This is a genomic window from Capnocytophaga stomatis, assembly GCF_002302635.1.
GTDB lineage: Bacteria > Bacteroidota > Bacteroidia > Flavobacteriales > Flavobacteriaceae > Capnocytophaga > Capnocytophaga stomatis.
In genome coordinates, this window is sequence record NZ_CP022387.1 from 2,728,708 (window position 1) to 2,750,189 (window position 21,482).

Genomic DNA, 21,482 nt, shown 5'->3' on the forward strand with positions numbered 1-21,482 from the left:
ATTTTATGTCTATATTTAAAATATTTCAAAATAAATCAAAAAGAAATGAAATTCCTTTGGAGGAAGTTCGGTTTGTGGTTTTTGATACGGAAACCACAGGATTTAAATTTTCTACCGACAGAATATTATCCATAGGAGCTGTCACTGTTTTAAATGGTCGTATTGATTTGAAAAACAGCATTGAATTCTTTTTGGAGCAAGAAAAATCAAATCCGGAAAGCATTCCTATTCACGGCATTATAAAAAATCATAAATATTCAAAACTATCTGAAAAAGAGGCTCTTATTAAATTTTTAGAATATACAGAAAATGCCGTTTTGGTGGGGCATCACGTAGGATACGACATAAAAATGATAAATGCCGCATTACAGCGAAACGAATTATCTCCTCTGAAAAACAAACATTTAGATACTAATTATTTGTTTAAAAAAACGAAAGTAATCAATTATCTTTTGAAAAATGATAAAAATTATAGCTTGGATGAAATTTGCCAAGAATTGAACATAACAACCCACGACCGACATAATGCGGCAGGGGATGCTTTTTTAACGGCAATTGCTTTTTTGAAAATTGTAAATAAGCTGAAAATAAACACTTTAGGTGCTTTACTGAAATTATAGATGAAAAGTTTAAATTACGGTAAGTTTGGCAAACTTCAATAAAATCTTTTTGATTCCGCCTACTTCAAAATTGATTTCGGCTTTTTTGTCATTTCCAGCCCCTTCCAAAGATAATATTTTTCCGCGTCCAAAACGCTCGTGCTGCACTAACATTCCTACTTCTAATTGCGAATCAGAGCTTGAACCCACCGCTGATGAAGTTCCATTAATTGGTTTTAATTTTCGCAATCGTTGTAAAGCCTCTCCTGTTGGGGCATTGGCTGTTGGAGGCGTTGAACTTATTGGCTTTTGTAAACGTAATTTGCTTTTATCTACTTCTCCAAAAATATCTCTGTTAATCAATGGTTTATATCGATAATTTGGGTTGCTAATAGGAGGAGTTAAATATTGCACATATTTTGAATCAATTTCATCAATGAAGCGACTTGGCTCACTATCAACTATTTTGCCCCATCGGTAACGGCTTTCGGCATAAGTCAGATATGCTTGTTTTTCGGCTCTTGTTAAGGCAACGTAAAAAAGTCGGCGTTCTTCCTCTAGTTCCGAACGAGAATGCACGCTCATCCCAGACGGAAACAAATCTTCTTCCATCCCAACGATGTACACATAAGGGAATTCCAGTCCTTTTGCAAGGTGAATCGTCATTAGAGCTACACGGTCATCGTCTTCAATTTCTTTATCCATATCGGTAGCCAAGGAAACGTCCTCCAGATATTCAGAAAGGCTGGCAGTGCTATCGGCAACATCCTGCTGTCCTTCCACAAAATCTTTGATTCCGTTGAGCATTTCCTCGATATTTTCCATTTTAGCAATGCCTTCAGGAGTTCCATCTTTTTTAAATTCTTGTAATAGTCCGGTTTTTCGGGCTACTTGTTCAGCTATGTCGAAAGCGTTGGCTTGTTTGCTGAATTCCTGAAAGTTACGAATCATTACGACAAATTCCGTTAATCGCTGTTTGATGCCAGCACCGATGTTTAACCCTTCAATTCGATTAATGTTGTACATTACATCAAAGATGGATTTTTTGTAATGATTTGCTGTCAGAGTCAGTTTTTCGATGGTTGAACTCCCGATTCCTCTTGCTGGAAAATTGATAATTCGAATGAGAGCTTCTTCATCATTTGGATTGACAATCAGGCGTAAATAAGCCAACATATCTTTGATTTCTTTACGTTGATAGAACGACAAACCACCGTAAATTCTGTAAGGAATGTCGCGTTTTCGCAAAGCATCTTCAATGGCACGAGATTGGGAATTGGTTCGGTAAAGCACGGCAAACTGCCCATTTTGCATTTGATGTAACATTTTATTTTCAAAAATGGAACTTGCCACGAATCGCCCCTCGTCAGAATCGGTTGCACTGCGATGTATTTTTACAGGTTCTCCCAATTCGTTGGCTGTCCAAACCACTTTTTCTAAGCGAGTTTTGTTGTGTTCGATGACAGAATTTGCGGCTTCCACGATATTTTTGGTAGAACGATAATTCTGTTCCAGTCGATATACTTGAACATTTTGATAGTCCCGTTGAAAATTCAGAATATTATTGATATTTGCTCCTCGAAAAGCATAAATACTTTGTGCGTCATCGCCCACAACACAAATATTTTGAAAGCGGTCAGCCAAAGCCTTTACAATTAAGTATTGAGAATGGTTAGTGTCCTGATACTCATCTACTAAAATGTACCGAAAGCGATTCTGATATTTAGCCAAAACATCAGGATGCATATTTAGCAGTTCATTGGTTTTCAGTAGTAAATCATCAAAATCCATTGCTCCAGCTTTGAAGCAACGTTCCACGTAATTTTGATAAATTTCTCCCATTCGCGGGCGTTTTGCCATTGCATCGGCTTCCATTAATTCAGGATTGTTAAAATACGCCCGAACAGTTATCAAACTATTTTTAAAAGATGAAATACGAGATTGGATTTGCTTGTATTTATAAATATCCTTATCAAGTTCCATCTCGCGAATGATTGCACTTATCAGACGCTGAGAATCTTGTGTATCGTAAATGGTGAAATTTTGCGGATAACCTAATTTATCAGCTTCAATACGTAAAATTTTTGCAAAAACCGAATGGAAAGTTCCCATCCACAGGTTTTTAGCCTCACTATTTCCTACAATTTCTGCGATACGTTTTTTCATTTCGTTGGCAGCCTTGTTGGTAAATGTAAGAGCTAAGATATTGAAAGCATCAACTCCCAAATGCATCAAATTGGCTATACGATAGGTTAGTACTCTCGTTTTTCCGGAACCTGCACCCGCAATAACCATTAAAGGTCCATCTTTTTGAAGTACAGGAGCTTTTTGAGCATCGTTGAGTAGTGATAAATATTGTTCCATAATCAATTTTTTGAAGGGACAAAAATAGGAAAATAATTGAAAATTGGCAATGAATCAGAAGATACAAACCGGTACAAAAAAATATTGCTGACTTGAAGAAAATCAGCAATATTTTAGTTTTGATTATGAAAAAGTATGATTTACTAATTTATTGAAAATAACCGAGTGAAAAAATTTCTGCGTCTCGTATCTTCACTTTTTTCCTCGTTAAAAATATCATCAGAAATTTCTTTAAGAGGCATAATTTCATCGTCAGGTTTTTTGTAATTGGCAACAACTTGAGCAACTTTTGCCGTTGTGTCCTCGCCCACAATATCCATTATGTACTCAACATACGATTTTCCTTGCTTGTCCAGAAATCCTTTGAAGTAACGATTACTTAAGTCCGTTCCACCAATCTTTTCCAGCTTTAGAAGCGTTTCATAAAGAGGCACAATATGTTCATTAATAACATTTTCTGCCACAGCTCTCCTTCTTGCAGAAAAAGAAATAATTTCTCCTTCAGTATTTCTATTTACTTCAAAATCAGTGATTACCCAATAGTACTTTCCTGATTTTGAAATGTTTTTAAGAATTACGTGAAAATTTCTTCCTGCGAGAATATTCTCCCAAAGAATCTTAAAAAGAATCTTAGGAGAGTCAGGATGCCGAATGATATTATGCGGCTGTCCTAATACTTCTTCAATTGAATATCCACAAACATCTAAAAATGTTTGATTGACATCAATAATAGTCCCAAATTTGTCAGTAGTAGAAACAATAGTTTTTGTCTTGTCCCAAACAACTTCTTGATCAACGGGAATCGGCTTACAGATAGATTGCTTTATCATATAGCATAGTAATATTAAACTTGTTTAAACTTTTCGAATAAATGTTAGTATAATCCCTAGATACAACATAGCCATCCAAGTTGTGTTTAGGGTTTCATATCTTATAATCAATCCTTTAAAACCATCAAGCCACGCAAAACTTCTCTCTATTTTAAACCGATTTTTATATAATTCTTCGTCAAAATAAATATTTTCATTTTGTCCATTTCTGGGATTTTGTTTGATATTAGGTATTATTTCTTTTTCCTGTAAAAAACTTTTTAAGTCTCGGCTATCAAAACCTGCATCTGCATTGACAAACAAGCCTTTATGCTCTATTTTCGCTTCCTCCAAAAGATTCAAAATCTCTTTTAAAATAAAGTCTATATTATTCAAATCGTGATGATTACCGGATTTTGGACTACCCATTGCTAAAATTTGCCCCAAATTATCACACAGAAAGATAGAATTCGTGGTCTTTGACTTTTTTCTTAACTGATAACCAACAGATTGTCCTCCCATTCGACATCGAGTATGACTACCATCAAGTTGGACGCTTGATAAATCTAATTTTCTCCGATTCTCAAGCAACAAATTAAGCCAAATTCGCTTAAAACTACCATCTTTACTCCATTTATTGAAATAATAATAGACTGTTTGATAGCTTATTTTTTGGTCTTTAAAATACACTTCTACCGGAAGTTCCCTCCACTGGCAACCTGTTTTTAATCGTTTGACTATCAGAAGAAAAATTAATGATAAATCAAATTTTGTTTTAAATCCTCTTTTTCCAATACTCAAATGGGAAATAATCCATTTTTTTATTATATCTTTGCTCAAAGTTCCTTGATTTTCATTTTGTTATGCAAAACAAAAATGCTAAAAATTCTTGGAACTTTTAATTTTCCTCTTAAAAAGTTTAGACAGGTTTATTATATATTCGGGGCAAAAGTAATAAAAAAATGTGAAAAGAAAAATGTAAAATGTTAAAATTTTTCACATTTGCTTCTTTTGTAAATATATATTTTAATGGTTTGTTGTTTTATTGTTTTGATTTATAGTGTTTTATATTTTTATCTGGAAGAAATAAAAAGTTAAAAAAATATAATTTTAGAAACTTAAAAACTGCTTTATAAATTCTTTTTTGATTTAAAAAGCAGTTTTTTAATATTTATATAGTTTCATTCAAATATGCTTTCAGCATCCAGATATTCTTCTCTTGGTCTGCTATTAGCTCCCCAATCAAGGCGATAGTTCCTTCATCATTAGCTTCATCGGCTGTGTTGAGCAAGTTACGTTCTATTTTAAGAAGTTCAGAAATGCTATCCATAATTAACCGAACAGTTTCATCATCATTAAAAACATTATGCCCAACAGGTACTTTTGAATTTTTTACATATTCTTCGAATGTGTGGAAAGGAGTAAACCCTAATGTTAAAATACGCTCTGCTATTTCATCAACGTGAAGTTGAGCAGCGTTGTAAAGTTCTTCAAATTTTACGTGAAGTTCAAAGAAACGCTTTCCTTTGATGTTCCAATGTACGCCTCTCAAATTCTGATAGTAAGTTTGAAAGTTTGCTAAAAGAACATTCAATTCACTTGCTACATTTTCTACTTTTGACTTTTCAAGTCCTAATGCATTATAACTCATAACGTTAATATTTTTTGATTTCCTAATGCAAAGATAAGAAAATTAATCTGGTGTGAATGAAATTGGGATTGATTTTTCTTATAGCACTATTTTGTTTTTTTAATAAATTGATTTTTAGTATTGTAGAAGGTCTATCTTCTGGTAGATTTCAATAAGTATACAGCTAAAATGAAAAATATAACATTTGGGATAGCCACTGCTATTAGGGGAGATAACCCCGAAGTTTCAGCAAGAGTTCCGAAAATACGGTCAAAAAACACAAAAACAAATCCTATAACAATTCCGAAAGCTAAATTTATTCCCATTCCTCCTCGTCGTTTTACGGAAGAAACCGCAACACCTATGATAGTTAAAATAAATGCAGTAATCATTAGCCCCCAACGACGGTATTTCACTAAAAGATAGAGATTTAAGTTGGGCGAACCTTTCATTCTCTCGCGTTCGATGAATTTGTTTAATTCAAAAATATTTTTGCTTTCGGCGGCATATTCCACCGGCATTAAATCATCAACTTCGAAAGTGAAAAGCGTGTCCAATGTTTGTTTTCTTTCAATAATATCTTCATTTTCACCAACAGTTCGTTTTACATAATCGGTTAATCGATAGGTTTTTACACTGTCATTTTCAATCCATTTTATAGATTGAGCCATTATTTTTTCCTTTAAATGAATTCCATCAAAATGCTCAACTGAAAAATTATATCCCATTTTTTCTTCATAATTGAAAGAACTGACGTAGAGATAATCATTTTCCGAGAACTGATTATACAAATCGGTTACACTTGTTACGGATTTTCCTTGCAAGTATTTGTTATAGAATTCATTATAGTATTTACTTGCTGCCGGAACTATGAACATTCCCATAAAGAATACCACAACCGAAACCACAGACGCCCCAATAAAGAAAGGACGCAAAAAACGATTGAAAGAAATCCCCGAACTTAAAATAGCGATGATTTCCGTGTTGTTAGCCAATTTTGATGTAAACCATATGATGGATAAAAATAACAGAATTGGAAATAGAATATTCGCAAAATAAATTGAAAAAGACCCGTAATACATCAACACTTCGTCAATGGGAGCCTTTCGGTCAATCATTTTATCAACTTTTTCCGATAAATCCACAACAATTCCAATAGGTACGAAAAGCAACATTAACATTGAAAATGTCATCAAATACCTCTTTAATATGTACCAATCCAGTATTTTCATTTGTATCCGTAGATTTTTAATCCGTTTTTATCTTTTTCGTAACAAAATTGTGCCAAATTACTCATCGTTTCCTCAATTTCATCAATGGGATTTTCCTTGTATTAAGAAGTTAGCTTTTCTTGTCTGTTAAATCTCTCTATTTCAAATTTTCGAGGAATAAAAATCCATTCAATTTCCTTAAAGGAGAATACCCCAAAAATAGTATCCATATAATTTTCTCCAATATATCCGATGCTAAAATCATAAATTTTATCCTCTAATAAAAATTTGATTTTGCTTCCGTTTATCGAAAATCTGCAAACTGAAAGTTCCTCAAATAATTTGTGCCATTTAGTGTCGTTCATAAAAGATGCCCGACAAGAAATTTCTTTATCAAGCCTTTTTTGATAGATGTCGTAAGGCGTTTTTGTTTTCATTTTATGAACTTCTATAAATTTTGATTTACAGACGATTAGCCATTTGTTTTACCATATTTTCTTTCCAAATAGGAAAATCGCCAGCCAAAATACGTCTTCGAGCCTCACGAACTAACCACAAATAGAACCCTAAATTGTGAATAGAAGCGATTTGCTTGCCTAAAAATTCATTAGCTGCGAATAGATGACGTAAGTAAGCCTTTGTGTAATAGGTATCTACGTACGTATGTCCGTCAGGGTCAATGGGTGAAAAATCATTTTCCCATTTTTTATTTTTGATATTAATGATTCCTTGCGAGGTGAAAAGCATTCCGTTACGGGCATTTCGTGTTGGCATTACACAATCGAACATATCTACTCCTAAAGCAATGTTTTCCAGTATGTTAATAGGTGTTCCAACTCCCATCAAGTAGCGTGGTTTATCCTTTGGTAAGATGTCACAAACCAAATCTGTCATCTCGTACATATCTTCAGCGGGTTCACCCACGGAAAGCCCTCCGATGGCGTTCCCGTCAGCTCCCTTGGAGGCAATGTATTCAGCCGATTGCTGACGTAAATCTTTGTACACCGAACCTTGAACAATTGGGAAAAGCGATTGCGAATAACCGTACTTTGGCGGAACTTTTTCCAAATGTGAAATACAGCGGTCGAGCCAACGATGCGTCATATGCATCGATTTTTTAGCATATTGATAATCACAAGGATATGGAGTGCATTCGTCAAAAGCCATTATGATATCCGCCCCGATGCTTCGTTGTGTTTCCATCACATTTTCAGGTGAAAAGAAGTGATATGAACCGTCAATATGGCTTTTGAATTTAACACCTTCTTCCTTAATTTTTCGCGTATCGGAAAGTGAATATACCTGATAACCACCACTATCGGTAAGGATATTTCTGTCCCAATTCATAAATTTGTGAAGTCCTCCTGCTTGTTCCAAAATATGTGTGGTAGGACGCAGATATAAATGGTAAGTATTTCCTAAAATAATATCAGGATTGATGTCTTCTTTGAGTTCCCGCTGATGAACACCTTTAACCGATGCGACCGTTCCAACGGGCATAAATATCGGAGTTTCAATTACTCCGTGGTCTGTTGTGATTTTTCCGGCACGAGCTTTAGTATGTGGGTCTGTTTTTAATAATTCAAATTGCATTTGTTTATAATATTGTAAGATACAATTAGTTATGTGGCTGAAAAATTAAATATTCAAAAATTCAGTACATAAATAGAGGTATTAGCGAGCAAAAATACAAATAAAATTGAATAATTCTTTAAAAAAGTAATTTCAATATTGATTTTATGCATTTTGAAACATTTAAAGATTGTTAATATCAGAACGAATATTATTTTTTGCATTTTTAGTTATAATTGTAAGTAGCTAAAATGAAAATAATTCATTTATAATTGTTTATGTAGTTAGTAATTTCTCATTTTCGTGCTTTGTTTTTGGCGTCTTGAAGAAAATATTTTCTATCTTTGCGGAATCTAACACAATTAGAAAATGAAATATTTACTACTCATAACTTCGATATGGACGATGCTCTCGGTTTATTCATACAGCCAAACGCCTTCTCAGGAATTCAACATTAGGTATGAAACTTCCGTGCGGGGAGAAATGAAAATAATAGGAAATAATATCGTTAATAGGCAAGACAGGCGAAATAGTGCAAACGTTCCTTTTGATGACCGTTCCAACAAGGTGAAAATGAACGATGAGCTTGATATGCAATACATTGATATTGATGATAATCCGGATACGTTTTCTTCAAGTAGTGCAAGTTTTTCCTTTGAAGATAAAGAAAATGCAAAAGTGATTTACGCCGGACTTTATTGGACGGCAACCTATCCGTATGCTTTAGGAGTGCTTAAAGGGAAAAATTACAAAGCTAAAAAATCAAATCGTGAATTTGCTGATAATGTGCTGATTAAAATTCCGTCAAGCGAGAAATATCTATCAGTAAAAGGAGAACTTATTTTCGATGGAATTGAGGATTCCTCATTGGAAGGAGTGGCTCCGTACGTTTACTATGCTGATGTATCTCAATTACTTACAGAATCTTCAATGGTAGAAGGAGAATACACGGTGGCTAATATAAGAGCTGCAAATGGTCATATTGCGGGAGGCGTTGCGGCAGGTTGGGCTTTGGTACTGGTTTATGAGAGTTTGGAAAGTAGTGAGAAAAAAATCATAACCTATGATGGCTTTTCAATTATTAATAATAAGCCTAAAACGTTTAATTTCAGCGGATTTTTAACTCCAAAAGAAAATGCTTTTCACACTAAAGTTTTGGGAGCTGTGTTAGAAGGTGATTTTAGTATAGCAGGAGATAAAGTTATGATTTACAATCCGATAACTGAAGTTTCTTTGGATTTGGAAACAGAAACTCGTTCTCCGAGAAATTTCTTCAATAGTGGAATTACGGAAAATAATACTTTTGTAACAAGCAGAAATCCGGCAAGTAAAAATACGTTAGGTTTTGATATTTTTAGTTTTGATATTCCTAATGAAAATCAATTACTTATCCCGAATGGAACAAGTTCATTGGATTTGACGTTCACACGAAGTGCAGACCAGTATTATCTGTTTCTCACTGCATTACAAATAGAAAATATTCGCAAAGAAATGGACGAGAATCAATTTTCGGAAACAGATTCAGAAAATTCCAATTTTAAATATTATGTGGTTGTGGGAGTGTATATAAATCATCATAATACGCTGAAACAAATAGAAAAACTTAAAAAATTAGGATACGAAGCACATACAATTTATAATGAAGACCGAAATCTCAACTATATTTATATTGAAAAATATGACACTTACAAGGAAGCTTCGTTAAAAGCAGAGGAAGTTAAAGCGATAGCCAATATCCCTGATACTTGGGTGCTAAAAATGGAAGATTTATCAGAATAAAATTATTATTGTATTTTTGCACCGCAATAATTGTTTACAATGTTAGATAAAGAAACACAAAAAGCTGTGGAAAAAGGAGAAATGCTTCCGTTGATGGAGGCATTTTATACGATTCAAGGGGAGGGATACCATAAAGGGTCAGCTGCTTATTTTATTCGTGTAGGAGGCTGTGATGTAGGTTGTCACTGGTGCGATGTCAAAGAAAGTTGGGATGCCGAAAAACATCCTCCAACGCATATAGATACAATTGTAAGTGAGGCTGTCAAATACTCCAAAACGATTGTAATTACTGGAGGAGAACCACTAATGTGGAATATGTTTCCTTTAACTGAAAAACTAAAAGAGAATGGAGTAAAAACACATATTGAAACATCTGGTTCTCATCCGCTTACAGGCGTTTGGGATTGGATTTGTTTGTCGCCTAAGAAAATGAAATTGCCAACTCCTGAAATTTTTAAAGAAGCTGATGAATTGAAGATAATTGTTTACAATAATCACGATTTTATTTTTGCTGAAGAAATGGCTTCAAAAGTGTCGGATAAATGTATTTTGTATTTGCAACCGGAGTGGAGTAGACGCGAAAAAGTGATTCCCGAGATTGTGGATTTTGTGATGAAAAATCCTAAGTGGAAAGTTTCTCTTCAAACACATAAATATTTAAATATTCCTTAGTAATTAAGAGGTTATCCAAATTTTATTATTTTGATTAAATACCATTGGAAAAATTTGTCAATTGTTAAATTTTAAGATTTTTTTTGATACTATTTTTAATAGTATTACTTTTACGGCCTTATTTTACACTAATATAAATTTAAGTTAATACATTTTATGGAAAAATTTGTACTCTATCTTCCATTAGTCCTTGCAATTTTTGGACTTATTTTTATGATTATCAAAGCTTTGTGGATTAATAAGCAAACCACAGGCAACGAAAAAATGCAGAGTATTTCTGAAAAAATTCAGGAAGGAGCTTTGGCTTTTTTGAATGCAGAGTATCGTATTTTGGCTATTTTCGTGGTAATCGCCTCAGTGGCTCTTTTTATAGTTTCCCGAATGGTTGAAACCTCACATTGGCTTATTGTTGTGGCTTTTGTTTTTGGGGCTTTATTTTCGGCTTTGGCAGGAAACATCGGTATGCGAATTGCCACTAAATCAAATGTTCGCACTACAGAAGCAGCTCGTACCAGCCTTCCGAAAGCTTTGAAAGTTTCTTTCGGTGGAGGAACCGTAATGGGGTTGGGAGTTGCAGGCTTGGCTGTACTTGGGCTAAGTTTGTTTTTCATTATTTTTGTTAATGTTTTCTTACAAGGGAGCAAAAGTTTTTATGACGAAATGACTATCGTTTTGGAGGCTTTGGCAGGATTTTCACTTGGTGCTGAATCCATTGCACTTTTTGCTCGTGTTGGTGGGGGTATTTATACAAAGGCAGCTGACGTTGGTGCGGATTTGGTAGGAAAAGTAGAAGCCGGAATCCCTGAAGACGACCCTCGAAATCCGGCAACTATTGCTGATAACGTGGGAGATAACGTGGGAGACGTAGCAGGTATGGGAGCTGACCTTTTTGGGTCGTACGTGGCTACTGTGTTGGCTTCGATGGTATTGGGAAATTATATCATTAAAGATATTACAGAAGCAACGGGCGTTGCTTATTCGGATAATTTTGACGGATTAGGACCTATTTTACTTCCGCTTGTAATTGCCGGAGTGGGGGTTATTGCTTCTATCGTGGGAACATTTTTTGTAAGCATCAAAAATAACGAGGCTAAAGAAAAGCAAGTACAACAGTCATTAAATATGGGTAACTATGTGGCTTTGGCTTTGACATTGATTTCTTGCTGGTTCTTAATTGATATGATGTTACCGGAAACTATCCAGATGAAGTTTTTTGGTGAAGGAGTGAAAAGCATTCCAAGTAGTAACGTTTTCTTTGCTACTGTGGTTGGTTTGGCTGTTGGTTTATTGATATCTGCTTTTACAGAATATTTTACAGCTTTGGGTAAAAAACCGGTTTTGAATATCGTTCAGAATTCATCAACCGGTGCCGCAACTAACATTATTGCAGGTTTGGCAACAGGGATGAAATCAACGTTCTCTTCTGTTTTGCTTTTTGCTGTGGCAATTTGGGGTTCTTATGAATTAGCTGGTTTCTACGGAGTTGCGATTGCTGCTTCGGCGATGATGGCTACTACGGCAATGCAGTTAGCTATTGATGCTTTCGGACCGATTGCAGACAATGCGGGAGGTATTGCCGAAATGAGCGAATTACCAAAGGAAGTGCGTCAACGCACCGATATTTTAGATTCGGTAGGGAATACAACAGCTGCGGTTGGTAAAGGATTTGCTATTGCATCGGCAGCGCTTACAGCATTGGCTTTGTTCGCGGCATACGTAACTTTCACAGGTATTGACGGAATTAACATTTTCAAGGCTGACGTTTTAGCGGCTCTTTTCATCGGAGGTATGATTCCTGTTGTTTTCTCTGCTTTGGCTATGCAATCGGTAGGAAAGGCAGCGATGGATATGGTTCAAGAAGTTCGTCGTCAGTTCCGTGAAATCCCTGGTATTATGGAAGGTAAAGGCACTCCTGAATATGGAAAATGTGTTGATATTTCAACCAAAGCAGCACTTCGTGAGATGATGCTTCCCGGTGCGATTACTATCGTTACACCTATAATAATAGGCTTCGTGATGGGAGCAGAGGCTTTGGGTGCATATATGGCGGGCGTTGCTGTGTCAGGGGTTCTTTGGGCTATTTTCCAAAACAACGCAGGTGGAGCTTGGGATAACGCTAAAAAATCTTTTGAAGCAGGTGTTGAAATCAACGGACAAATGACTTACAAAGGTTCTGACGCTCATAAAGCAGCTGTAACCGGTGATACTGTGGGAGATCCTTTCAAAGATACATCAGGACCTTCAATGAACATTTTAATCAAATTGACTTGTTTGGTGGGCTTGGTCATCGCTCCGATTTTGGGAGGACACACATCAACTGCAAGTAATTCTGAATCAACTAAAGTTGAAATGAAAGAAGAGGCTATGCAAGCCGCTCAAATAGAAAATACGGAAGATAATTCGGATAAGGAGTTGTTAGATGCTTACGGAAATTACAAATATGATGTAGGAGAGGTTTCTGCACTTAGCTTGCCGGATAACAACGGACTTCAAGTAGGTTTGAATTCTTCTGAAAGAAAGATTGTCAATTTGTTGTTAGATGAAAATTTCGATGTAGAAAGAGATGCAAAACAGAATTGGATTACCCTTGATAGGACTTACTTTAAATCAGGAAGTGACGAATTAACATCTGATTCTGAGGCACAATTGATAAACATAGTTACAATTCTGAAAGCTTTTCCTAAAGCAGGGCTTCGCGTTGGCGGATATACTGATAATTCGGGAGATGCTCAAAAAAATATCGAATTATCAAAAAGACGTGCCGAGTCCGTAAAGTCAAAATTAGTAGCTTTGGGAGCAAATGAATCTCAATTGAGTGCAGAGGGCTACGGAGACAAACATCCTATCTGTCCTGAAAACGATACGCCTGAATGTAGAGCAAAAAACAGACGTGTTGATGTTCGATTGTTTGCTAAATAATTAAAAAGGTAAATAGAAATAAGAAAAGTACAGAGTTTAAAATAAACTTTGTACTTTTTCTTTTTTAGGGAAATTAGAAATTTCAAAAATCACTAAAAAACTTTCTCAATTTATCAAATCAGGAAGAAATTAAGTGAAAGCTGCTTTCTTTTTTAAAGAATATTGCAAAGAAATTTTCCATTTGAGATATTGTTATTTTGCCGAAAATGTATAATTTTTTCTACAACAAAAATTTTCTGAAAAAAGTGTGTAAATTTTCTTTATTGTAAAATATTGAAAATAAATATGATGAAAAAAAATGTAAAAAAATCATTAAAAAAACTTCAAATTTATTTGCACAAGAAAAAATAACATTCTATATTTGCACTCGCAAAACAGAAACAAAGACGTTCACAACAAATAAAGGAGAGGTGCCGGAGTGGTAACGGAGCAGATTGCTAATCTGTCATCGGGTAACCGATGCCTGGGTTCGAGTCCCAGTCTCTCCGCATCAAAATAAAAATTCTCGGGGCGTAGCGTAGTCCGGTCATCGCGCCTGGTTTGGGACCAGGAGGTCGCAGGTTCGAATCCTGCCGCCCCGACTGAAGAATAAAATATATTTCACAAATGTTTCAATATTGCATTTTGGGAATATATTTTTTTGGTTAAAGGGGTCACGTAGCTCAGCTGGATAGAGCATCTGCCTTCTAAGCAGACGGTCGCAGGTTCGAATCCTGCCGTGATCACGAGAATTTGTTTCATTTTGTATTAAAATTTATGTTCAGGTAACGCAGGGCGAAAGTCCTGCGTTATTTTTTTGTGTTTCTAATTTATGAATCTTATCTTTGCACAGCAATTAAAAAAATAAACCAATGAAAAACTGTTTTTATGTTCTACTCGTTGCTGTGGGCTTGATGGCAAGCTGTGCAGTTAAGCAGTCACAAACATTACAAGTGGCGGAAGAAACCCAAAACTATTCTCCCGTTATCAAAAATGAAATAGAAAGAATTGCGGGAAACCAAGATTCCAAAAAAAGTATCATTTTGCAAAAGGGAGTTTATCACTTCTATCCTGAAGGAAGCCACGAAAAAACGCTTTACATTTCCAACCACGACCAAAACAATCCTAAAAAAGTTGCCTTCTATTTGGAGAATCTTCAAAATGTAACCATTGACGGTAACGGAAGTGAGTTCATCTTTCACGGAACGATGATTCCTTTCGTTGTTAAGAATTGCCAAAATGTAGTTCTTAAGAATTTTTCAATAGACTTTGAAAATCCGCATCTAAGGCAATTGGAAATTCTGGAAGTAGATAAAGAAAATAATATTACCATAGCAGAATTACACCCGAGGCAAAATTACCAAATAGAAAATGATAAACTAATACTTTTTGGAGAAGACTATAAAATCAGTCCGATAGTTGCAATGGCTTTCAGAGAAGATGGAAAACTTACATATCAACGTGGAGATGTTGATTTTACACCTCGAAAAGTAAGTGAGCTTCGTCCTGATGTGTTAAAGATAGAAGGCTGGCAACAAAATCCATTTACAGAAGTAGGCGAGAGGTTTGCTTTACGCACGTATAATCGTCCTGCACCTGGAATTGTACTTGATTATTGCAAAAATACACGTATCGAAAACGTAAAAGTACATTACGCTTGGGGAATGGGACTATTAGCTCAGCTTTCGGAAGATATAATACTCGATAAGTTTTCTGTCTGTTTAAAAGAAAATGATTCTCGATACTTCACTACACAAGCCGATGCAACTCATTTTTCTGCCTGCAAAGGGTTTATACGTTCCGAGAACGGTTTGTATGAAGGAATGGCAGATGATGCAATTAACGTACACGGAACGTATCTTAAAGTAATCGAGCGGACAAATGAAAACACTGTTAAGGCACGTTATATGCATCATCAGGCTTGGGGATTTTTGTGGGGAGAAGTAGGCGATGAGGTTCAGTTCATTTCCTCAAACACAATGGACTTGGTGGATAACAAAATCTACAAGATAAAAAGCATTAAAGCAGTGGATAAGCCTTCGGAATTTGGTGCTAAGGTGTTCGAAATCTCGTTTAATGAGAATATCCCTCAGGAAATTGATCCAAGCAAGCCTTTCGGAATTGAAAACCTAACGTGGACGCCCGAAGTTATCTTCAGCAACAACGTAATCAGGAATAACAGAGCTCGCGGAGCGTTGTTCAGCACGCCCAAAAAGGTGGTTTGCGAGAAAAACCTGTTTGACCACACGCACGGAGCTGCGATTTTGCTTTGCGGAGACTGCAACGGATGGTATGAAACAGGTGCTTGCCGAAATGTCATCATCAGAAATAACAAATTCATCAATGCTTTAACGGCAAGATATCAGTTTACGAACGCCGTCATTTCAATTTATCCTGAAATCCCGAATTTAAAAGACCAAAAACAGTATTTCCATTCGGGGATTGTGATTGAGAACAATGTTTTTGAGATGTTCGATGAGCCTATTTTGTACGCTAAGTCAGTGGATAATCTTATTTTTAAGAATAATAAAGTTATCAAAAACAAAGATTACGAGCCTTATCACTGGAACAAGAATAAATTTTTATTCGAACACGTGAAAAATGTGACAATCAAAGGCAATCAGTTTGAAAAACCTCTTACTGAAGATGATATCAAATTGAATTTATCCAATAAAGAAGATGTAAATTGGAGCAAATAGATTTCTTCAGATAAAGTAAATATCTTTTACATAAAAACTTTGTTATAAAATGTTTAAAAGTACATTTATAACAAAGTTTTTTATTTGTATTTTGTTTCTTCCCACTTGGAATTTATCTCTTCTCACTTGGAATTTGTCTCTTCCTACTTGGAATTTGTTTCATTCTACTTGGAATTTATCTCTTCCCACTTGAAATTTGTTTTTTCCCACTTGGATTTTGTTTCATTCTATTTGGAATTTGTTTCATTCCACTTGGAATTTGTCTATTCCCACTTGGAATTTGTCTCTTCCTACTTGGAATTTGTATCTTCCTACTTGGAATTTGTCTCTTCCCACTTGGGATTTGTTTCATTCCACTTGGAATTTATCTCTTCCCACTTGGAATTTATCTCTTCCCACTTGGGATTTGTTTCTTCTCACTTGTAACTTGTCTCTTTTTACTTGTATCTTTCATCCTTCTACTTCGTTTTTACAATTTTACAAAAGAAAAATCCTTCAAAGAATGAATAAATAAAGTATATTCACGTCGATGAAGGATTTTTATAGATGAATAAGAACAAAATTTTGTAGGAATCACTTCTTGTCATTGATTCCGAATTTCTTCCACACAACGATATCAATGTCAATCTTCACTCTTTTTCGGATATCATTGTAGGATACCTCCATTTCCTTAGTTTTTTTGTTAATAAGGTTAGTGAGTTGCTTTGCTTCTGCCTTTGCACTCTCTTTTTGACTGTTGAGGCTCTCTAATTCCGCTTTGAATTTCTCTAATTTAACAATGCTTTCCTCTGTAACACCGGCAGGAAGATTGTCTTTAAACTGTTTTAATCCGTCAATTAGAAGTTGTAACTGAACTAATTTCTCTGCAAAAGATTTAGCCATAATGTTAAGTGTTTAGAATTGAACAAATTTATTCTTTATTATTCAGAAAAACAAATTTTTATGATAATTTTAATTCTTGCAGATGTTTCCTAAAAGTAAAAACAAATCACTTATTTAAAGAATTGCATACATTGTTTGGACTTTATTCTGTGTTTCGTCCCATTCCGCTTGCGAGTTGGATTCTTTCAGAATGCCTCCGCCTACATATATGAAAACTTGCTCATTTTCAATTTGCATACATCGCAAGTTAACATAAAAATCAATAGAATGCTCGTTACTATCAACAATGCCACAGTATCCCGAATAGTAGGAACGATTGTAATGCTCATTTTCTAAGATGAATTGCTTTGCTTCATCGTGAGGAAAACCGCAAACGGCAGGGGTTGGGTGTAATTTCTGAACGATAACAAACGGATTCTCATTACTTTTCAATTTCCCGACAATGTCAGTACAAAGATGCACTACATTTCCCGCTCGGACGGTCTTCACCGGCGAAACATCAAGATTATCTACGTGCGGAGCTATTTTATGAACAATTACATTAGTCACGATTTGTTGTTCGTCTTTCTCTTTTTCTTTCCAAATATGGTTTCCGCTTTCGTTGTAAGGCTGCGTTCCGGCAAGAGCCATCGTGTAAATGTGATTTTCATTCAGGTTTAGAAGCTTTTCAGGAGTTGCGGCAATCCAAATGCCTATTTTAGGGTGAGAAAACAGATAACAAAAAGCTAAAGGATAGTATTTTGTAATATTTTCAAATACTTCTACGGGATTTGTTTTGTGATTTAGAGTTATTTTTCGAGAAAGAACCACTTTTTCAAAGTTTCCTTTCTGCATTTGCATAATAGCCTTTTCAATTAATTCGATATGTTTTTGTTTTTCATTATTGTCGGAAGGAATTTCCTTTTTGGCAGGAAAACCAATGTGATTGTTTTTTAAATCTTCCTGATATTTTTTGTCTGCTTTTATGATAACGGAAGAATTCTCATCTTTGTGAAAAGGAGCTAACACGAATCCGCTAAGCGAAAATGTATCGTCAAAGAAATAAACCACATTGTCCGATTGCTCAAATACTTGCACAATGCTTGAATTTGGCTTTCTGAACGCTACAAAAGGAATGCTGGAACGATATAATTCGTTGATTTTATTGAAAATGGACATATTAAATCGTTTAGTAATGATGATTAAAAAGAAATTAAACTGTTTTTTGTATTATTCTTTTATTTTGATGGTTGTAAACTTACAGAATGAAATCAATTTATCATCTTGATTGGTAATTTTTATCTCCCAAAGCTGTAAAGTACGCCCGGGATTGATGCAAGTAGCCTTAGCGAAGACCGTTTCTCCTACTTTTGCGGCTCTTACGTGATTGCCACTTAGCTCGATGCCTCGTATGCTTTCACCTTCCTTTCGGTAAAGGATCCAAGCAGCGATGCTTCCTGCACTTTCTGCCAGTGCAAGCGTTGCTCCGCCGTGTAAAACGCCATCAATTTGAGTGACTTTCTCCGTGACAGGCATTTTCAAGATTATGTAATCCTTTCCCAAATCTACGAAATCAACTTCCCAGAATTTCATCAGATTGTCATTGGAGGTTTCTTTCCATTTTTTTAGTAAAGCATTTTTATTTTCTTCCATAGAATTATCGTTTAAAGTGTAAAGATATAAAATTTTTCAAATCTTTTTATATTCCGTAAAAATAAATTATATTTGCGTGAAATCTGGAAGAAATTATGAAAAAATATCTATTTGCTTTGGCTTTAATTCTTAGTTGGAATTTACATTCGCAAGAATTAAATTGTTTGGTTACAATTAACACACAAAAAGTGAGTGTTACCAATAAATCTGTTTTTAAAACTCTTGAAAAATCATTACAAGAATTTATAAATAAAACACAATGGACAAACCAAAAAGTACGAGAAAATGAACGCATTCAATGTAGTTTTACATTTGTGATTAATAAATATGAAGGAAATCGGTTTGAGGCAAGCCTTTTGGTACAGTCCTCTCGTCCTGTTTTTAATACTTCATATCAAACGCCTGTTGTAAATCTGCAAGATAAAGATGTGTTTTTCAATTATCAAGAATACGAACCTCTTTCGTTTAATGAAAATTCATTTCAGTCAAACTTAACTTCCGTTGTGGCATATTACGTTTATTTGATTTTAGGTTTTGATGCGGATACGTTTTCTGAATCGGGAGGACATCATTATTTCACACAAGCTCAGAATGTTGTAATTTCAGCTCAGAGTAGTGGTTTTGGGGGTTGGACAGATGACGGAAGCAATAATCGTTGGTTACTTGCCACTGAATTACTTTCCGAAAACTATCAGAATTATCACAAAACTTGGTATCAATATCACCGATTGGGATTAGATGTAATGAGTGCTAATGAGAAACAAGGAAAAGAAGAAATTCAAAAAGCAATTTTGTTACTTGAAAAAATCCCGAGTCTTAGGCTAAATTCATACGCGATGAATCTATTTTTCAATGCAAAAACAGATGAAATTGTGTCTATTTTTTCAGGAGGAAGCATCTTTAATGCAACTTCCTTGAAAGAAACGCTAAGCAGAATTGCTCCTTCACAAACAGTAAAATGGAATCAGATTAAATGATAATTTATTAAAGAAAGAATAAAATATCGTTTATAATTTTATATATTACTTATTAAATTTAAAAAAATGCTAAAAGCACTTTCAATAAAAAATTTTGCATTAATTGATGATTTACAGATTGATTTTCCGGAAGGATTTATTATTATCACAGGAGAAACCGGAGCTGGAAAATCGATTTTGTTAGATGCACTTTCGTTGGTTTTAGGAAAGCGGGCAGATATGTCAGTTTTACGAAATACTGAGGAAAAATGCATCATTGAAGTAGAATTTGATTTGCATAAATATGATTTTGAATCTCTTTTTGATGAATTAGAAATTGATTATGATGCAAATACGATTATCCGAAGGGAAATACTCCCAACGGGAAAATCACGTGCTTTTATTAATGATTCACCTGTAACATTGGATATTCTTAACAGATTAGGACAAGTTCTGGTGGATATTCATTCGCAACATCAAACTATTTCGCTGGGAGATTTGAGCTTTCAGTTTGAAATTATCGATACAATGGCAGGCAATAAAGATTTACGAGAGGAGTATAAATCTTTATGGTCGGCGTTGAAGAAATCACAAAAGAAACTTCAGGAATTGATTGATTTCCAAAAGAATGCAAACAAAGAATACGATTATAACTTGCATTTACTGAAAGAATTAAAGTCCGCACCTTTGCAAGAAGGCATACAAGAGCAACTTGAAGAGACATACGAAGAAGCCTCGAACATAGAAGAAATAAAAGAACGTATTTCCGAGAGCTTGCACTTGCTTAGCGATGAAAATACGGGAATTGTCAATCAACTTCGAGAGCTAAAACGGACTTTCTCAAACCTGACCGACTATAAGCAACAGTACAGAGACATATTTGAACGTATTGAATCTGCGTTTCTTGAGTTGGAAGACTTGCAAAATGAAGTTTTTGACATTGATGAAAATATAGAAACGAATCCTGAAACTTTGGAAGAGGTTTCTCAGCAATTGAATTTGATTTATAGCCTCCAAAAGAAACATAAAGTTTTAACTGTTAATGAATTAATTAAAATTCAGGAGGATTTGGAGAAATCAGTTTCACAAGCTGAAAACATTGAAGAATCCATCACAGAGCAACAACAAATTGTTGAAAGCAAAAAAGAAGAAACATATCAAAAAGCACTTCAAATTCATCGAACTCGAGAGGAAATAATACCAAAATTGGTTAAAAAACTTACCGATTTCACACACGAATTGGGAATGCCGAACGCTCAGTTTTCTGTTGAGGTAACGTCAACAGACACTTTCTTCAATAACGGAATTGACGAGCTTTCATTTTTGTTCTCTGCCAACAAGGGAGGAAATTTCGGTCAGCTTAAAAAAGTAGCTTCGGGAGGAGAATTATCGCGTATAATGCTGTCAGTCAAAGCAATTATGGCAGAACATACGGCACTTCCTACCATTATGTTTGATGAGATTGATACGGGAGTTTCTGGTGAAATTTCTCAAAAAATGGGAGATATTATGAAAATAATGAGTGCAAATCGTCAAGTGTTTGCTATTACACATTTGCCGCAAATTGCAGCTAAGGGGAATCATCACTTTAAGGTTTTCAAAGAAGACATCAATGGAAAAACAACAACTCAATTAAAACCTCTTTCTGAAAATGAGAGAATTACAGAAATTTCAGAAATGCTTGGAGGTAAAAACAGCAGTGAATCAGCACGAAATCACGCAGTGGAATTATTAAAAAAAGGATAAAAGATAAAAAAATCCCGCGTAAAATTTTACGCG

General features: G+C 35.0%; 18 protein-coding genes and 3 tRNA genes. 11 read left to right on the forward strand and 10 right to left on the reverse strand.

Annotation, left to right across the window (positions count from 1 at the left end; all coding sequences use genetic code 11):
* Positions 1–5 precede the first annotated feature (5 nt).
* Positions 6–620 (forward strand): 3'-5' exonuclease, encoded by a 615-nt coding sequence (locus CGC58_RS12120; protein ID WP_095896952.1) that lies wholly within the window; start codon positions 6–8, stop codon positions 618–620.
* A gap of 9 nt (positions 621–629) precedes the next feature.
* Here the strand turns inward: CGC58_RS12120 and CGC58_RS12125 are convergent, their stop codons facing one another.
* From CGC58_RS12125 to tgt, 7 genes are all read right to left on the reverse strand, one after another.
* Positions 630–2,963 (reverse strand): ATP-dependent helicase, encoded by a 2,334-nt coding sequence (locus tag CGC58_RS12125; protein WP_095896953.1) that lies wholly within the window; start codon positions 2,961–2,963, stop codon positions 630–632.
* 143 nt (positions 2,964–3,106) lie between these two features.
* Positions 3,107–3,793 carry a PAS domain-containing protein gene (locus tag CGC58_RS12130; protein ID WP_095896954.1) on the reverse strand — a complete coding sequence of 229 codons (687 nt, stop codon included), beginning with the start codon at positions 3,791–3,793 and terminating at the stop codon, positions 3,107–3,109.
* 24 nt (positions 3,794–3,817) lie between these two features.
* Complete coding sequence (locus CGC58_RS12135) at positions 3,818–4,612, reverse strand: IS5 family transposase (protein ID WP_095895812.1); 795 nt, start codon at positions 4,610–4,612, stop codon at positions 3,818–3,820.
* Between the two features lie 331 nt (positions 4,613–4,943).
* The gene (locus CGC58_RS12145) at positions 4,944–5,423 is read right to left on the reverse strand and encodes a Dps family protein (protein WP_095896956.1); all 480 of its coding nucleotides are present in this window, start codon (positions 5,421–5,423) and stop codon (positions 4,944–4,946) included.
* Positions 5,424–5,554: 131 nt separating this feature from the next.
* On the reverse strand, positions 5,555–6,634 hold the full coding sequence (locus CGC58_RS12150; protein WP_095896957.1) for an LptF/LptG family permease: 1,080 nt from the start codon (positions 6,632–6,634) through the stop codon (positions 5,555–5,557).
* Positions 6,635–6,735: 101 nt separating this feature from the next.
* Positions 6,736–7,050: a DUF6678 family protein gene (locus CGC58_RS12155; protein WP_095896958.1), complete on the reverse strand. Its 315-nt coding sequence runs from the start codon at positions 7,048–7,050 to the stop codon at positions 6,736–6,738.
* 25 nt (positions 7,051–7,075) lie between these two features.
* Positions 7,076–8,206 carry a tRNA guanosine(34) transglycosylase Tgt gene (gene tgt / locus CGC58_RS12160; protein ID WP_095896959.1) on the reverse strand — a complete coding sequence of 377 codons (1,131 nt, stop codon included), beginning with the start codon at positions 8,204–8,206 and terminating at the stop codon, positions 7,076–7,078.
* 348 nt (positions 8,207–8,554) lie between these two features.
* Here tgt and CGC58_RS12165 point away from each other — a divergent pair, with 348 nt between their 5' ends.
* From CGC58_RS12165 to CGC58_RS12200, 8 genes are all read left to right on the forward strand, one after another.
* Positions 8,555–9,964, forward strand: a complete 1,410-nt coding sequence (locus CGC58_RS12165; RefSeq protein ID WP_095896960.1) for an SPOR domain-containing protein — start codon at positions 8,555–8,557, stop codon at positions 9,962–9,964.
* A gap of 39 nt (positions 9,965–10,003) precedes the next feature.
* The gene (locus CGC58_RS12170; protein ID WP_095896961.1) at positions 10,004–10,636 is read left to right on the forward strand and encodes a 7-carboxy-7-deazaguanine synthase QueE; all 633 of its coding nucleotides are present in this window, start codon (positions 10,004–10,006) and stop codon (positions 10,634–10,636) included.
* Positions 10,637–10,792: 156 nt separating this feature from the next.
* Positions 10,793–13,555, forward strand: a complete 2,763-nt coding sequence (locus tag CGC58_RS12175; protein WP_095896962.1) for a sodium-translocating pyrophosphatase — start codon at positions 10,793–10,795, stop codon at positions 13,553–13,555.
* A 404-nt stretch (positions 13,556–13,959) separates the two neighbouring features.
* Positions 13,960–14,043, forward strand: a tRNA-Ser gene (locus CGC58_RS12180).
* An 18-nt stretch (positions 14,044–14,061) separates the two neighbouring features.
* Positions 14,062–14,136 (forward strand) — tRNA-Pro (locus CGC58_RS12185).
* A 70-nt stretch (positions 14,137–14,206) separates the two neighbouring features.
* A tRNA-Arg gene (locus tag CGC58_RS12190) sits at positions 14,207–14,280 on the forward strand.
* Positions 14,281–14,406: 126 nt separating this feature from the next.
* Positions 14,407–16,233, forward strand: coding sequence for an alpha-1,3-galactosidase-related protein (locus tag CGC58_RS12195; RefSeq protein ID WP_095896963.1), 1,827 nt, complete (start codon positions 14,407–14,409; stop codon positions 16,231–16,233).
* A gap of 196 nt (positions 16,234–16,429) precedes the next feature.
* Positions 16,430–16,747, forward strand: a complete 318-nt coding sequence (locus CGC58_RS12200; protein WP_095896964.1) for a hypothetical protein — start codon at positions 16,430–16,432, stop codon at positions 16,745–16,747.
* 59 nt (positions 16,748–16,806) lie between these two features.
* On the opposite strand, the gene CGC58_RS12205 is transcribed toward CGC58_RS12200, so the two are convergent.
* From CGC58_RS12205 to CGC58_RS12215, 3 genes are all read right to left on the reverse strand, one after another.
* Positions 16,807–17,115, reverse strand: a complete 309-nt coding sequence (locus tag CGC58_RS12205) for a membrane-binding protein (protein ID WP_095896965.1) — start codon at positions 17,113–17,115, stop codon at positions 16,807–16,809.
* A 114-nt stretch (positions 17,116–17,229) separates the two neighbouring features.
* Entirely contained in the window at positions 17,230–18,273 is a 1,044-nt protein-coding gene (locus CGC58_RS12210) for an isochorismate synthase (RefSeq protein WP_095896966.1), read from the reverse strand.
* A gap of 51 nt (positions 18,274–18,324) precedes the next feature.
* On the reverse strand, positions 18,325–18,747 hold the full coding sequence (locus tag CGC58_RS12215; RefSeq protein ID WP_095896967.1) for a PaaI family thioesterase: 423 nt from the start codon (positions 18,745–18,747) through the stop codon (positions 18,325–18,327).
* Positions 18,748–18,842: 95 nt separating this feature from the next.
* On the opposite strand from CGC58_RS12215, the gene porD reads away from it, so the two are divergent.
* Together porD and recN are read left to right on the forward strand one after the other, a co-directional pair.
* Complete coding sequence (gene porD / locus CGC58_RS12220) at positions 18,843–19,724, forward strand: type IX secretion system protein PorD (protein ID WP_095896968.1); 882 nt, start codon at positions 18,843–18,845, stop codon at positions 19,722–19,724.
* A gap of 66 nt (positions 19,725–19,790) precedes the next feature.
* Positions 19,791–21,449, forward strand: a complete 1,659-nt coding sequence (recN, locus tag CGC58_RS12225) for a DNA repair protein RecN (RefSeq protein WP_095896969.1) — start codon at positions 19,791–19,793, stop codon at positions 21,447–21,449.
* Positions 21,450–21,482 lie beyond the last annotated feature (33 nt).

What these genes read in the sequence shown, in the direction of transcription:
- CGC58_RS12120 (WP_095896952.1), top strand. Translation starts at nt 6, where the DNA reads ATGTCTATATTTAAAATATTTCAAAATAAATCAAAAAGAAATGAAATT.
- CGC58_RS12125 (WP_095896953.1), bottom strand. Translation starts at nt 2,963, where the DNA reads ATGGAACAATATTTATCACTACTCAACGATGCTCAAAAAGCTCCTGTA.
- CGC58_RS12130 (WP_095896954.1), bottom strand. Translation starts at nt 3,793, where the DNA reads ATGATAAAGCAATCTATCTGTAAGCCGATTCCCGTTGATCAAGAAGTT.
- CGC58_RS12145 (WP_095896956.1), bottom strand. Translation starts at nt 5,423, where the DNA reads ATGAGTTATAATGCATTAGGACTTGAAAAGTCAAAAGTAGAAAATGTA.
- CGC58_RS12150 (WP_095896957.1), bottom strand. Translation starts at nt 6,634, where the DNA reads ATGAAAATACTGGATTGGTACATATTAAAGAGGTATTTGATGACATTT.
- CGC58_RS12155 (WP_095896958.1), bottom strand. Translation starts at nt 7,050, where the DNA reads ATGAAAACAAAAACGCCTTACGACATCTATCAAAAAAGGCTTGATAAA.
- tgt (WP_095896959.1), bottom strand. Translation starts at nt 8,206, where the DNA reads ATGCAATTTGAATTATTAAAAACAGACCCACATACTAAAGCTCGTGCC.
- CGC58_RS12165 (WP_095896960.1), top strand. Translation starts at nt 8,555, where the DNA reads ATGAAATATTTACTACTCATAACTTCGATATGGACGATGCTCTCGGTT.
- CGC58_RS12170 (WP_095896961.1), top strand. Translation starts at nt 10,004, where the DNA reads ATGTTAGATAAAGAAACACAAAAAGCTGTGGAAAAAGGAGAAATGCTT.
- CGC58_RS12175 (WP_095896962.1), top strand. Translation starts at nt 10,793, where the DNA reads ATGGAAAAATTTGTACTCTATCTTCCATTAGTCCTTGCAATTTTTGGA.
- CGC58_RS12195 (WP_095896963.1), top strand. Translation starts at nt 14,407, where the DNA reads ATGAAAAACTGTTTTTATGTTCTACTCGTTGCTGTGGGCTTGATGGCA.
- CGC58_RS12205 (WP_095896965.1), bottom strand. Translation starts at nt 17,115, where the DNA reads ATGGCTAAATCTTTTGCAGAGAAATTAGTTCAGTTACAACTTCTAATT.
- CGC58_RS12210 (WP_095896966.1), bottom strand. Translation starts at nt 18,273, where the DNA reads ATGTCCATTTTCAATAAAATCAACGAATTATATCGTTCCAGCATTCCT.
- CGC58_RS12215 (WP_095896967.1), bottom strand. Translation starts at nt 18,747, where the DNA reads ATGGAAGAAAATAAAAATGCTTTACTAAAAAAATGGAAAGAAACCTCC.
- porD (WP_095896968.1), top strand. Translation starts at nt 18,843, where the DNA reads ATGAAAAAATATCTATTTGCTTTGGCTTTAATTCTTAGTTGGAATTTA.
- recN (WP_095896969.1), top strand. Translation starts at nt 19,791, where the DNA reads ATGCTAAAAGCACTTTCAATAAAAAATTTTGCATTAATTGATGATTTA.